The 12,985-nt window shown below is 72.5% G+C and carries 13 protein-coding genes; 6 read left to right on the forward strand and 7 right to left on the reverse strand.

What is annotated here, in order from left to right; translation table 11 throughout:
• Positions 1 to 10 precede the first annotated feature (10 nt).
• The gene (locus ACLQ2N_RS21265; RefSeq protein WP_425815304.1) at positions 11 to 823 is read right to left on the reverse strand and encodes a class I SAM-dependent methyltransferase; all 813 of its coding nucleotides are present in this window, start codon (positions 821 to 823) and stop codon (positions 11 to 13) included.
• 94 nt (positions 824 to 917) lie between these two features.
• Between ACLQ2N_RS21265 and ACLQ2N_RS21270 the strand changes: the two genes are divergently transcribed.
• The 3 genes from ACLQ2N_RS21270 to ACLQ2N_RS21280 all read left to right on the forward strand — a co-directional run bounded on the left by ACLQ2N_RS21270 (position 918) and on the right by ACLQ2N_RS21280 (position 4,098).
• A complete protein-coding gene (locus tag ACLQ2N_RS21270) occupies positions 918 to 1,856 on the forward strand; it encodes an aminoglycoside phosphotransferase family protein (protein WP_425815306.1) in 939 nt (312 codons plus the stop codon).
• 68 nt (positions 1,857 to 1,924) lie between these two features.
• The gene (locus tag ACLQ2N_RS21275; protein ID WP_425815308.1) at positions 1,925 to 3,250 is read left to right on the forward strand and encodes a VWA domain-containing protein; all 1,326 of its coding nucleotides are present in this window, start codon (positions 1,925 to 1,927) and stop codon (positions 3,248 to 3,250) included.
• 107 nt (positions 3,251 to 3,357) lie between these two features.
• Positions 3,358 to 4,098: an SDR family oxidoreductase gene (locus ACLQ2N_RS21280; protein ID WP_425815310.1), complete on the forward strand. Its 741-nt coding sequence runs from the start codon at positions 3,358 to 3,360 to the stop codon at positions 4,096 to 4,098.
• 70 nt (positions 4,099 to 4,168) lie between these two features.
• On the opposite strand, the gene ACLQ2N_RS21285 is transcribed toward ACLQ2N_RS21280, so the two are convergent.
• Complete coding sequence (locus tag ACLQ2N_RS21285) at positions 4,169 to 5,062, reverse strand: GH25 family lysozyme (RefSeq protein ID WP_425815313.1); 894 nt, start codon at positions 5,060 to 5,062, stop codon at positions 4,169 to 4,171.
• Positions 5,063 to 5,566: 504 nt separating this feature from the next.
• Here ACLQ2N_RS21285 and ACLQ2N_RS21290 point away from each other — a divergent pair.
• A complete protein-coding gene (locus tag ACLQ2N_RS21290) occupies positions 5,567 to 6,517 on the forward strand; it encodes an Lrp/AsnC family transcriptional regulator (RefSeq protein WP_425815315.1) in 951 nt (316 codons plus the stop codon).
• A gap of 10 nt (positions 6,518 to 6,527) precedes the next feature.
• On the opposite strand, the gene ACLQ2N_RS21295 is transcribed toward ACLQ2N_RS21290, so the two are convergent.
• From ACLQ2N_RS21295 to ACLQ2N_RS21305, 3 genes are read right to left on the reverse strand one after another with little or no spacing between them, the layout of a single operon-like run.
• Positions 6,528 to 7,298 carry a phosphatase PAP2 family protein gene (locus tag ACLQ2N_RS21295; RefSeq protein ID WP_425815317.1) on the reverse strand — a complete coding sequence of 257 codons (771 nt, stop codon included), beginning with the start codon at positions 7,296 to 7,298 and terminating at the stop codon, positions 6,528 to 6,530.
• Positions 7,299 to 8,252: a YihY/virulence factor BrkB family protein gene (locus tag ACLQ2N_RS21300; RefSeq protein WP_425815319.1), complete on the reverse strand. Its 954-nt coding sequence runs from the start codon at positions 8,250 to 8,252 to the stop codon at positions 7,299 to 7,301. It lies immediately after the preceding gene.
• Positions 8,252 to 9,967, reverse strand: coding sequence for a diacylglycerol kinase family protein (locus tag ACLQ2N_RS21305; protein WP_425815321.1), 1,716 nt, complete (start codon positions 9,965 to 9,967; stop codon positions 8,252 to 8,254). The genes ACLQ2N_RS21300 and ACLQ2N_RS21305 overlap by 1 nt, the downstream gene beginning before the upstream one ends.
• A gap of 191 nt (positions 9,968 to 10,158) precedes the next feature.
• On the opposite strand from ACLQ2N_RS21305, the gene ACLQ2N_RS21310 reads away from it, so the two are divergent.
• Together ACLQ2N_RS21310 and ACLQ2N_RS21315 are read left to right on the forward strand one after the other, a co-directional pair.
• The gene (locus ACLQ2N_RS21310; protein WP_425815323.1) at positions 10,159 to 10,539 is read left to right on the forward strand and encodes a VOC family protein; all 381 of its coding nucleotides are present in this window, start codon (positions 10,159 to 10,161) and stop codon (positions 10,537 to 10,539) included.
• A gap of 48 nt (positions 10,540 to 10,587) precedes the next feature.
• On the forward strand, positions 10,588 to 11,019 hold the full coding sequence (locus ACLQ2N_RS21315) for an SRPBCC family protein (RefSeq protein WP_425815325.1): 432 nt from the start codon (positions 10,588 to 10,590) through the stop codon (positions 11,017 to 11,019).
• Positions 11,020 to 11,030: 11 nt separating this feature from the next.
• Here ACLQ2N_RS21315 and ACLQ2N_RS21320 read toward each other — a convergent pair whose 3' ends face one another.
• A complete protein-coding gene (locus ACLQ2N_RS21320) occupies positions 11,031 to 11,519 on the reverse strand; it encodes a flavin reductase family protein (RefSeq protein WP_425815326.1) in 489 nt (162 codons plus the stop codon).
• Positions 11,520 to 11,631: 112 nt separating this feature from the next.
• Entirely contained in the window at positions 11,632 to 12,894 is a 1,263-nt protein-coding gene (locus tag ACLQ2N_RS21325; protein ID WP_425815328.1) for a DUF5933 domain-containing protein, read from the reverse strand.
• Positions 12,895 to 12,985: the final 91 nt, after the last annotated feature.

Below are 12,985 nucleotides of genomic sequence, written 5' to 3' on the forward strand. Positions count from 1 at the left end.
CGCAGCGGGGTCACGCCTGCCGCGGACGGCGCCCCCACGCGGAGATCATCGGCGCGGTCGCGAGATCGAGGCGGCCGGTCTCGACGTTGGCCAGATGGCGGTCGACCTCCTCGTCGGTGGCCAGCCCCGCGCCCACGAGCCGGCCACGGATCTGCCGCACCGTCGCCGCCTCCAGGACCGTGCACGCCGGCGAGGTGATCGGGAAGTACGCGTCCGCCCGGACGTCCTCGAGACCCGACTCGCGCAGCAGCCGGGGCAGGGTCCTGCCGTACTCCAGGTCCGCGCCGCGCCCGGCCATCAGCGACCGGAAGCCCGAGCGCAGCCGGTTGGCGAGCCGCTGCTCGGGCCCCGACTCGTCCGGGCAGAGCAGGGGTTGCAACCCCGGGTCCGCGTCCTCCAGCAGCAGCACGCCGCCCGGCCGCAGCGCCCCGGCCATCCGGCGCAGCGCCTCCGCGCGGTCGGTGACGTGCACCAGGACCAACCGCGCGTGCACCAGGTCGAAGCCGCCCTCCGGCGGCGGGTCGGCGGCCACGTCGTGGGCCCGCACCTCGATCACGGCGCCGGCGACCCCCTCGGTCCAGGACACGTCGATGTCGGTGGCGACCACCGCCCCGTCCGGGCCGACCCGCTCGGCCAGACCGAGCGGCACCGACGGCCCGCCCGCACCGACCTCCCAGCACCGCATACCGGGTCCGATGCCCAGCTGGTCGACATGGCGGAACGTCACCGGGTCGAAGAGTTCGGAGAGCGCGCCGAAGCGGATGCCCGCCTCCGACTGCTGGTTGTCCAGGAGGTAGCCGTGATCCGATGCGTGCTGAGCCATGGCGCGATTCTGACACCCTGACCGGAAACAGCCGGGCGGCGCGGCCCGGCCGGTCCGGAAAACGGCTCGACAGTCCGGCGTGCGGGGCCGTGTGATGGTCCGGACCGCCCGCCGCGCGCAGTGGGCCGAGGACAGGGAACCGTTGTTGGCATCCACGAGCGACCGCCCCGCGATCGACACCCCACTGGTCAGGCGGCTGGTCGACAGCCAGTTCCCGCAATGGGCCGGACTGCCGCTGGAACAGCTCGCGCAGGCCGGTTCGGACCATGTGATCCACCGGCTCGGCCGCGAGCTCTCCGTGCGGCTGCCGCGCTACGCCGGTGCGATCGGGCAGGCCCGTAAGGAGCTCACCTGGCTGCCCCGGCTCGCCCCGCACCTCCCGCTGCCCGTCCCCGCGCCGGTCGCGGTGGGGGAGCCGGGCTTCGGGTACCCGTGGCCGTGGGCGGTGACCCGCTGGCTGGACGGCGAGCCCGCCACCGCCGAGGCCCTGGGCGACTCGCGCGAGGCCGCCGCGGCGCTCGCCGGATTCCTGACGGCCTTGCAACGCTTCGAGCCCGGCGGGTTCCCGCTCACCTCCGACATCGACCGCAGCACCGAGCCCCTGCGCAGCCGGGACCACGCGACGCGCGCGGCGATCGCCGCGCTGGACGGTGTGTTCGACGCCGGGGCCATGACGAAGGTGTGGGACGCGGCACTGGACGCCCCCGCCTGGGACCGGCCCCCGGTCTGGGTGCACGGCGACTTCCACACCGGAAACCTGCTGACCCGCGACGGCCGCCTCAGCGCGGTCATCGACTTCGGCGGACTCGGCCTCGGTGACCCGGCCTGCGACATGATGATCGCCCACACCCTGCTGTCGGCGGACAGCCGGGCCGCCTTCCGTGCGGCGCTCGGCCCGGACGACGCGACCTGGACGCGGGGGCGCGGCTGGGCCCTGGCCACCGGGCTCAACGCCTACACCTTCCACTCCGCCACCGATCCGCGTGTCGCCGCGCAGACGACCCGCCAGATCCACGCGGCCCTCGCCGGCTGAACGCCCGTACTCCCTCCGTCGCAGCCCGCGGCTACCCGCGCGGAGCACCGGCAGGCAGACTGGGCGTCGTGACGACACTGAGCAAGGGCGCCAACATGCCCGTGGCCCCATCCGCCGTCCGGGCCGTGCTGAGCTGGACGGCCGGGCCCGGCGTGCCCGACGTCGACGCCTCCGCGCTGGTGCTGGGCGCGGACGGCCGGGTCCGCTCGGACGGCGACTTCGTCTTCTACAACCAGCCCCGGCACGTCTCCGGGACCGTCCGCCACCTGGGCAAGGGGGCCGGCTCCGACACGCTGGAGGCCGATCTGGCCGCGCTGGGCCCCGAGGCGGACCGGATCGCCCTGTGCGCCTCGGCGGACGGCGGCACGTTCGGGCAGGTGCCCGGTCTCCGTCTGCGGCTGCTGGACGCGGGTCCCGGGGCGGAACTGGCCCGGTTCGACATGGCGGCCGGCCCGGAGACCGCCTTCGTGTGCGGAGAGCTCTACCGGCGGGCCGGCGGCTGGAAGTTCCGGGCCGTGGGCCAGGGGTACGCGAGCGGGCTCGCCGGCCTGGCCACGGACTTCGGTATCACCGTGGACGAACCCGGTACGCCACCGGCCGCCGCTCCTGCCGGCGGGGGAGCGCCGCGCCTCACCAGGGGCGAGGAGCACCTGCCGGTCGACATGCGCAAGCGCCTCTCGCTGCGCAAGCAGCAGGTGGCCGTCAGCCTCGGCAAGCACGGCCTGGACCGGCTGACCGCCCGGGTGATCCTCGTCCTCGACGCCTCCGGCTCGATGAGCACCCTCTACGCGCGCGGCACCGTCGCGGGTGTCGCCGAGCGCATGGCGGCGGTCGCCGCGCAGCTGGACGACGACGGCGAGATGCAGGCGTGGACCTTCGCGTCGAACCCGGCCCGGCTGCCCGACCTGACCATCGGCGAACTGCCCGAGTGGCTGCGGCTGCACGTGCGGGTCGGCCAGATCAGCCTCTTCGGGCGGAAGAGGTCCCCGAAGGGACTGGTCCCCGGGCAGGTGGACATGCGCGCGGTCGGCATCCAGAACGAGGAGCAGAAGGTCATCGCCGAGGTCCGGGACTTCGTGCGCGCCCATCCGGTGCCCGCACCCACGCTCGTCCTGTTCTTCTCCGACGGCGGTGTGTACCGCAACGACGAGATCGAGCGCGAGCTGCGCGCGGCGGTCGAGGAGCCCGTCTTCTGGCAGTTCATCGGCCTCGGCCAGGCGCAGTACGGAGTGCTGGAGCGGTTCGACACCATGCCCGGCCGCAGGGTGGACAACGTCGGCTTCTTCGCCGTGGACGATATCGAGCAGGTCTCCGACCAGGAGCTGTACGACCGCCTGCTGTCGGAGTTCCCGTCCTGGCTGCGGGCCGCCCGGCAGGCCGGCATCCTGCGCTGAGCCGTACGGGTCATGAGCTGCCGGACGGCCGGGTTACGGCACGTGCGGCCGGGACTCCGGGGCTTACGGTGGCGGCCGGCCACCCCTGGCTCACGGAAGGCTCGTCCATGAAGATCACGGTCATCGGCGGTACCGGACTGATCGGCTCCCAGCTCGTGTCGCGGCTGCGTGAGGCCGGGCACACCGCGGAACCCGCCTCCCTGTCGACCGGTGTCGACGTGCTCACCGGCAAGGGCCTGGATGAGGCGCTCGCCGGCGCGGAGACGGTCGTCAACGTCACCAACTCGCCCACGTTCGACGCGGCGTCCCACGACTTCTTCCGCACGACGATGGGGAACCTGCTGACGGCCGGTGAGCAGGCCGGCGTACGGCACCAGGCCGTACTGTCGATCGTCGGTGTCGACCGGGTGCCCCAACTGGACTACTACCGGGCGAAGACGCTCCAGGAGGAGCTGCTGCGCAACGGGCCCGCCGCGTACTCCATCGTGCGGGCCACGCAGTTCTTCGAGTTCATGGACGCCGTCATGTCGTGGACCTCCGACGAGGAAACCGTCCGGCTCCCCGCCACACGCGTCCAGCCCATCGCGACGGCCGACGTGGTCGCCGCCCTCGCGGACACCGCTACCGGCGCGCCCCTGAACGGGACGGTCGACGTGGCCGGGCCCGACGTCTACCCCCTCGACGAGCTCGGGCGCCTCACGCTGGCCGCTCGGGGCGACCGCCGCACCGTCGTCACGGACGACCGGGCGGGCATGTTCGCGGAGGTGGAGGGCGATGTGCTGATCGCGGGGCCCGGTGCGCGCATCGCCCCCACCTCGTACAAGGAGTGGCTCGCCGGGACCCGCTGAGACGGAAGGGCGGCCACAGGGGGCGGGCCGGAGCCCGCACCCTGTGGCCGCCCTCTTACCGGCCGGTGTCTCAGGTGTTGTTGGCCAGAGCCAGCAGCCGGGTGGAGTCACCGTTGAACCGGTCGCGGTCCACGGCTCCCGAAATCCCGCCCACCGAACCGGAGTCGGTGTACTGCCAGAACGTCCAGTACGGGAAGCCCTTGGGGATGGTCGGGCTCGACGCGGTCGTCCAGTGCGCGGTGAACAGCGGGCTGCGCGCCGACATGCCGCTCCAGCCGCCCGTGCACGAGTTCCACCAGCTCGCGCTGGTGTAGATGACGACGTCGCGTCCCGTCTTGGCCTTGTACGTGTTGTAGAAGTCGAGGATCCACGACTGCATGGCGGAAGCCGACTTGCCGTAGCAGCCGCCCTCCAGGTCGAGCATCCCCGGGAGCGTCAGGTTGTCCCGCGACCACGCGCCACCGTGGCCGGCGAAGTAAGTGGCCTGGGCCGCTCCGCTGGACAGATTGGGACGCGCGAAGTGGTACGCGCCCCGGATCACCTTCGCGTTGTAGGCGTTGAGGTAGTTGGCGTTGAAGTTGGGGTCCTTGTACGTGGTGGACTCGGTGGCCTTGATGTAGGCGAACTTGATGCCCGCCGACTTCACCGACGACCAGTTGATCGAGCCCTGGTAGTGCGAGACGTCGATGCCGGGGAGCGTCGTCGCCTGGATGGAGGTGCTGCTTTCCGGAGTGAGGTCGACGCGCCGCTCGTCCGGGGCGAAGGTGTCGCCGTCGGCGAGGTAGCCGGCGCCCATGTACCCGTCGCCGAGCGGGATGGCGGCACCGGACGACGCGGTGGGCGGCTGCGGCGACGCCGATGCCGGCACGGCGGTGACGGAAGGCACCGCCACCATGCCGAGACCGACGGCTCCGAGGGCCACCAGCTTGCGGAGTGCGGGTCTGCGGCTGCGGATCGATAACACGGGAGCCTCCTGGGGTGAGCGGCGCGAAGGGGGGTCTACTCGCGTAGCATGTGGAGCGGTTCCGAGCGTAGCGGCGGGCGCGGGGGATGGCCTGTCACGAAGGGCGGGGGAGCCCTTTCGCCGACGAGGGCATGCCACGAGTGACGCATGAACACCACTGCGTCGTAAAGGGCTTTGGATCGGTCTCTGTGGTTCAGTCCAGTGAAGAATCCGCCGAGCTGGGGCGACACCGCCAACCGGGTGAGAAGTTTCACTTCGCTGAAACCCCGGCGCGCGCCCGGCGCTCCGGGAGGCGGACACCAGGACGCCCCGCCGCGAGCAGCGCGACCGCGCCACCATCGCCGTCAGGTCGTCGTGGCAGGGCATCACACCACCGCCGACCGGGACGAAGTGCGCCGCCCCGCTCGCCACGAACAGCACCGCAAGCCCGTGGACGACGGCGCTTCGCCAGGTCGCGAACCGGCCGCACGGAGACGGCATTCGGCCTCGGCCTACACTGCCCGGATGGAATCGGTCACGCTGGACGCACTCGACCTGCGGCTCCTGCACGCCCTCCAACTCGACGGCCGGGCCTCCTTCAGCAGGATCGCCGGAGTGCTCGACGTCTCCGACCGCACCGTCGCCCGGCGCTTCGGCAGACTCCGGTCCGCCGGAGTCGCCCGCATCGCCGGAGTGACCAACAGCCACCGTCTCGGCCACGCCGAATGGCTCGTCCGCCTGCGCCTGCCGCCCGCCCGGAGCGCCGCCCTCGCCCGCGCCCTGGCCCACCGCACCGACACCGCCTGGGTGGCCGTGCTGTCGAGCGGCACCGAGATCGGCTGCGTCTTCCGCGTCGCCGGAGAGGGCCCGGCACCGCTGGCCGCGCTGGGCCGCCTGCCGTACGTCAGCCACATCGAGGCGCACCGGGTGCTGCGCCCGGTCATGGAACGGCGATGGGCCGGCCGGAACCTCGCGCTGACCGGCGACCAGATCGCGGCGCTCACGCCCGAGCCGGCCGGGGACTCCCGGCCCGTGGAGCTGACCGATCTCGACCGCCGGCTCCTGCCCGCCCTGGCCGCCGACGGCCGCGCGGCCTACCCGGACCTGGCCCGGCGGATCGGCTGGTCCGAATCGGCCGTGCGCCGACGGCTGCACGAACTGCGCCGCATGGGGGTGCTCCAGCTCGACGTCGAGATCGACTTGCGCCTCCTCGGCTTCTCCGTCCAGTGCATGCTGCGGCTCTCCGTCGCGCCCGGTGGCCTCGCCCGGGCGGCCCGGGCCCTGGCGGAAGACGCCGAAGCGGCGTTCGTCGGCACCATGACGGGCTCCCACAACCTGGTCGCCGTCGCCGTCTGCCGGGACGCCGCGGCACTCGACACCTACCTCACCGAGCGCGTCGGCACCCTCGGCGGCGTCGACCGGGTGGAATCCGCTCTGGTCACCGCCTACTTCAAGCGCGCCGCCCCAAAGGGCTGAGACCCGCCCCTCAGCGTTCCGGGGCCGCGCGCGTCAGCTCGGGTTCCAGGCCCTCCGTCATCTCGCTGCGCCCCAGACCGGATTCGGCGCGCCACGCCTCGAAGGCCCAGGCGGTCCACGCCACCACGGCGAGCCCGAGCAGCCAGCCGCCGACCACATCGCTGAACCAGTGGACGCCCAGAGCGACTCGGGTGAAGCCGACACCGAGCACCGACAGCACCGCCGCCGCCCAGCACACCACCCGGCCGCGCCGGGGCACCAGCGGCAGCAGGACCAGCAGCAGCACCGCGAACGTCGTCGTGGCGGTCATCGCGTGTCCCGACGGGAACGAGAAGCCGGGCGCCCGCGCCACCGGATCCTCCAGCGACGGCCTGGCCCGCTCGACCACCACCTTGACCAGGAGGCCCGTGAGACCACCGGCCACCGCCGTGACGGCGGACCATGCCGCCAGCCGCCAGGCCCGCCGGTACAGCAGCCAGCCGGTCAGCAACGCGACCGCGCAGCGCAGCGTCAGCGGGTCCCATACCCAGTCCGACAGGAAGCGCAGCACACTCGTCCAGGCCGGGTGGTCGAGCGCCGTGCGGTGCAGCCGGCCGGCCGCGCCCGAGTCCACCGCCCGCAACGGCCGCCAGCGCCCCTCCACGAGGACCAGCACCAGTGCGAACGGAACCGCGGACCCCGCGGCCACAGCGGCGGCCCCCAGTAGACGCACGCCGAACGCGCGGTCCGCGGCCCGGCGCCGGTGCTCCCGCAGCAGACGTGTGGTGGCTCGTACAACCATTCATGCTCCCGGATCGGCGTGTATCGGACCGGGCCGGCGGGCGCGGACAGCCTCCAGCTGCGCCGCGAAGGACAGCCCGAGGAACAGGGCTATGGACGTCAGATAGGCCCACAGCAGCAGCGACATGAAGGCGCTCAACGGCCCGTAGACCGTGTCGAAGGAGCCGCTGAGGGACAGGTACTGGCTCAGCAGATAGGTGAGCGCCGTCCACAGCACCAGGTACAGGGCCGCGCCGAACGCCAGCCAGGTGTAGCCGGGCTGGTTGCGGCGCGGGGAGCGACGGAAGATCGCGCTCGCCGACAGCAGCGCGAGAAGCAGTCCGCACGGCCAGCGCAGCAGGTCCCAGGCGGTCCGTGCCGTGTCACCGAGGTGGTAGACCGTCGCGGCGGCCGCGACGAGGTCGCCGCCGACGACCATCAGGATGAACCCGAGCCCCAGCGGGATGCCCGCCGTCAGCGACATCACCAGGCCCCGGAAGTACTTCCGGTGGAAGGGCCGGTCGCGCTCGACCCCGTAGATGCGGTTGGCCCCGCGCTCTATCTGGCACATCGCGGTCGTCACGTTGACCAGGGAGAACAGCAGCCCGAACCAGAGGGTGAGCTGCGACCCCTCACCGGCCCGCCGGCGGCTGCGGGCGAGCGCGTCGTCCACCACATCGGCGCTCGGCCCCGCCGCGATCCGATGGATCGTCAACTCCGCCAGCTTCCCCACGTTCTCGGTGTGCAGAGAGGCCGAGAGCCCGACGAACGCGATCACCAGCGGGATGACCGCGAGCACCGTCTGGAGCGCCAGCGCACGCGAGTGGCTGAACCCGTCCGCGTAACGGAAACGCACGAACGAGTCACGCACCAGCGGCCACCGCCCGTAACGGCGCAGCGAGGCGAGCGCCTCGTCGGCGGTCAGCTCGTCGCCCGCCATGTCACGGGTCTGCGGGACCCGGGTCGCGGTACCCATCACTCACCCCCCGACGGCAGCAGGACGGTGAGCGCCCCCGGACGCACCTCGGCCACCAGCCGATGGCCCTTGCCCACCGGGTCGCCGTCCAGCTCCCTCGACTGCGGTGCGGCGAACCGGAGTTCGGCGCGGCGGAAGGTGAAGTACTCCACGGGCGCACCGGCAAAACCGCCCGGCTCCGGACGCCCGCGCAGCACCGCCGCGACGGCGCGCAGCCAGCCGCCCGGGCCGTGCGGGTCGAACACCGCCAGGTCCAGGAGCCCGTCGTCGGGCTCGGCGGACGGGACGAGCGTGGCCCCGCCCTGTACGTCCCCGATGTTGGCGAGCAGCACCATCCTCGCCGTACGACGCACCTCCGGCCCGCCGTCCAGCCGGATGGACACCGACATGCGCGGCGCCCGGAGACCACGCCACCCGGCGACCACGTACGCGGGCCAGCCGATCGCGGCCTTCGCCGCACTGCCGGTGTTCTCCAGCATGGCGGCGTCCAGGCCCGCCCCGGACATCGCGGTGAAGTGGGTGGCGGGCAGGCCGTCGCCCTCGATCCGGCCGAGATCGATCCGGCGCCCGGTGCCCGACAGTGCTGCGGCCAGCGCATCGGCGGGCGCCACCGGCAGACCCAGATTCCGGGCGAGCAGGTTGCCCGTGCCGCACGGGACCAGGGCCAGCGGAACCCCCGTCCCGGCCAGCCGGTCGGCCGCCGCCCGGATCGTCCCGTCGCCCCCGCACACCACGACGAGCGACGCCCCCGAGCGCACCGCGGCCGCCGTCTGCCCGCCGCCCGGGTCGTCGGCCGTCGTGTCGACGAACTCCGCCGCGTGACGCCCGTGCTGCTCCAGGACGAGCCGCAACGTCTCGCGCTGCTTGTCGTCGGTCACCGTGGGGTTGACCACGACCACCGTGCGGCCCGCGACCTGTCCGGCGTGCTCGGCCGCCGTCTCCTGGGCGATCTCCATCGCGTTCTTCGGGACCGGGGCCGGGCTCGTGCCCTCGGCCAGCAGCGCCCGGCCCGCCACCAGGAGGGACAGGGCTCCGTTCAGCATGCCGCCGAGCACGTCGGTGGGGTGGTGCATTCCCCGGTAGAGCCTGGCAAGACCCACGAGCAGCGGGACGAGCAGCAGCAGCCCGGCGAGCACCTTGCGGCGCCGGCCGCGCCCGCCGGAAAGGAGGGCCAGCACGGCCAGCCCCGCGTAGAGGGCCGTCGCGGCCCCGGTGTGCCCGGAGGTGTAGCTCGCCGTCGGCGGTGACGCGTCGAGCCGGTCCACATCGGGCCGGTCGCGGTCCACGCAGATGGTGATGACCAGGAACACCAGGGACTGGAGCGAGACGCCGACGGCGAGAAAGACGGCCTGCCGCCACCTCGGGAGGCGGGGGAGCACCACCAGGCCCAGGCAGACCAGCACGGTGATCGCGATGATCGTGAGGGTGTTGCCGGCCTCCGACGTGACGAACGACAGATCGGTCAGGGGCCCCGTCCGCAGGCGCTCGAACCCCTCGTTGACCTCGTCCTCGACGCTCAGCGGCCACATCGCTTGCGCGGGCCCGGTGATCAGCAGCCCGAGCCCCACCATCAGGGCCGCCTGCCCCACGGTGAGAGCGGCGAGGCGCAGGGCCGCCGTGCGGAGGCCGGTCGTCAGGGCGGGGGAGCGGCCCGGACCGGCGGTCGCACGGGACCCTCCCGGCTGGACGGGTCTCTCCGGCTGGGTGGCGGACATGGGTTCCCCCTGTTCGGCGGTGGGGAAGGTGGAGGCCCTCCCGGTGCACCGCCGTCTGCCCCGTAATCCGCCCGGCAGGCATGCAGTCCGCGTCAGCCATGGAACCGCCGGTGACCGGGTGTGACCGGCGACGGCGCGGGTACGCGGAGCTGGGTCCGGAGGAACGAGGAGCCGCGAACAGGAGGACGGTCATGGCGGTGCCGAAGACGGGTCTGCTGGTGCTGGACTGCGCCGAACCACAGGAGCTGGCGGACTTCTACGCCGCCTTGCTGGGCGCCGAGGTCCGTCCCGGTGACGAACTCGACGTCGTCGAGGTGGTGGGCGCGGCCGGTATCCACCTCGCCGTACGCATGGACCACGGCTACGCGCCGCCGAGCTGGCCGCGCCCCGACGACTCGCAACAGGCCCATCTGCGCATCCTGGTCGCCCGGGAGGACATGGACGAGGCGGAACGGGAAGCCGTCGGCCTCGGTGCACGCCCCCTGGACACGAAGGACAACGGCGGCGTACGCGACGCCCGCCTCTACTCCGACCCCGCCGGACACCCCTTCACGCTGGCCGCACGCCCTTAGGGCCTGTCCGGCGGCGCTGTTCACCCCTACCTACGACTAGGAGTTCCCATGTCTTCCTCGATCGTCGAAACCGTTGACATCAAGGCCCCGGTCGCCGTGAGCTGGGCCCTGTGGAGCGATGTCGCCCGCTGGCCCGCCTTCCTGAGCCATGTCCGTCGCGTCGACCCCCTGGACGCGCGCCGGTTCGCCTGGCAGCTCTCCCTCCCCGGCGCCGACAAGGAGTTCGTCGCCGAACTCACCGAGGTGATTCCGGAGAACCGGATCGCCTGGAAGACCATCGAAGGCGTCCACCACGCCGGGGTCGTCACCTTCCACCGGCTGGACGACGAGTCGAGCCGGGTGGCCCTCCAGATCGAGTACGAGCCGCAGGGTTTCGTGGAGTATCTGGGTGCCCTCACCAACCTGGACGCGGTGCTGGCCAACTACGATCTCGGCGAGTTCCAGAAGCTGGCCGAGCGGACGGCGCGGGGCGACTTCTGACGGTCCCGCGTTCAGTCCACGGGGTGGCCCGGCGGAATGCCGATGGCATCGGTGACCGACAGGAACGGGAAGCCCACGTCCGACGGGTGGTGCACCTCTTCCGGGGCGAGCAGATGCCCCACGTGGTCCCCGCCGTCGACGCGCCGCACGACGCGGCCGGCGAACCACGCGGGCGCCTCGTCCAGCACCGGCACCCCGCCGGGCCCGGGGTGCCAGGCGACCTGCGCGAACTTGTCCGTGCGGTCGCCGGTCCCGCCGCCGAAGAGCCGGGCCAGCCGGTCCTGGTCGCGGCGGAGCAGATGGACGGCGAGCCGGTCGGCGCGGGCGGCGACCCGGCAGGTCCGGTTCAGCTCGGAGAGCCACACCATGAACCGGGGCGGCCGCATCGAGCACTGCGACGCGAAGCCGACGAGGCAGCCGGCCCGCTCACCGTCCGCCTCGGCGGTCACGACATACATCGGATAGTCCAGCGCTTGGGTGAACCGGTCGAACTCGTTCACGGCGGGTCGCTCCTTCCCGGGCTCCACGGTCTCTGACGGCATCGCCCCGCCGGTTCGCGAACCGGCGGGGCGATGCGGGGGCCGCAGATTACCCAGGAACGTGGACGGCGGCTCAGGCCATCTCGGGCTGCGGCTCCAGTTTCACCACGGCCGCCGCCTTCGGTTCCCAGCGCCGGACGACCCATACGTACCCGTAGATCACCGAGCCCATGGCCAGGATGAGAAGCGGTCCGAACAGCCACGGGTGGTGGGCCATCTCCAACGACAGGTAGCGGTACGACACCAGGAGTGCGGCGAAGACCGCGGTGCCGTAGGCGACCAGGCCGACGACCGGCCGGTCCCAGCCGTGCTCCATGGCGCGCATGCCCGTCTCGATCGTCAGCGTGAACACCACACCGGCGACGAGGTCCGCGCCGTAGTGGTAGCCGAAGCCCAAGGTCGCGGCGAGCGTGGCGACGAGCCAGAAGGCGCCCGCGTACCGGAGGAACCTCGGACCCTTGCGGGAGTGGATGAAGATCGCGGTGGCCCACGCGGTGTGCAGGCTGGGCATGCAGTTGCGCGGGGTGATCTCGTCGAACGGCATGTGGTGCGGGGTGCCGATCGGCACGGTGGTGTCGGGCCACATGTCGCCCACGGCCCAGTGGCCGCCGTCGGGGCCGAACGCGAAGACCGGGCCGACCACCGGGAAGATCATGTAGATGGCCGGGCCGAGCAGGCCGATCACCAGGAAGGTGCGCACCAGGTGGTGGCCGGGGAAGCGGCGGTCCGTCGCCACGTTGCGCAGCTGGTACAGCGCGACGCACACCGCGGCGACCGCGAGCTGGGTGTAGACGGTGTCGAGGAAGTGGGCGCCGGCCGAACCGGTCGCCTCGATGAGCCGCCCCACCGCCCAGGACGGGTTGCCGAGCGCGTGGTCGGCGTTGGCCATGTACTGGTCGAGCACCTCGGGGCGGGTCTTGGACGTGATGACCAGCCAGGTGTCACCGGTCTTCCGCCCGGCCACCAGCAGCAGACCCAGACCGACACCCTTGAGGAGCAGCATGCGCTCCTGGCCCGTGCGGCGGGTGAGGGCGATGACCGTGACCCCCACGATCACCCACAGCGCACCGTTTCCGAAAGGGTGCCCGTCCTTGACCGGGGCGTCGGCCACCCACCTGATCAAGGCGATGACGATGTCGATGCCCGCCGCCACACCGACCGCGATGAACCGTTGACGCCAGGTGAGGACCACCATCATCAGCCCCATGCTGGCGTACAGCAGGAAGCCGGATTTGGGGGCGACCACCACTTCTTGCACCTGAGTGGTGACCGGCCCCGGCAGACCGTAGTGGCGCGCGGCGATCTCCAGCGCCACGAGGAAGGCGAGCGTCACCACCGCCGCCGCAGTCCATAGGATCGCTCGCGGCTGGCGCCACGCGGCGAAGGGTATTCGGCGGCTTATTCGCGAAAACACCCGCGATGCTATA

It is taken from the genome of Streptomyces sp. DT224 (assembly GCF_049844595.1).
Taxonomy (GTDB): Bacteria; Actinomycetota; Actinomycetes; order Streptomycetales; family Streptomycetaceae; genus Streptomyces.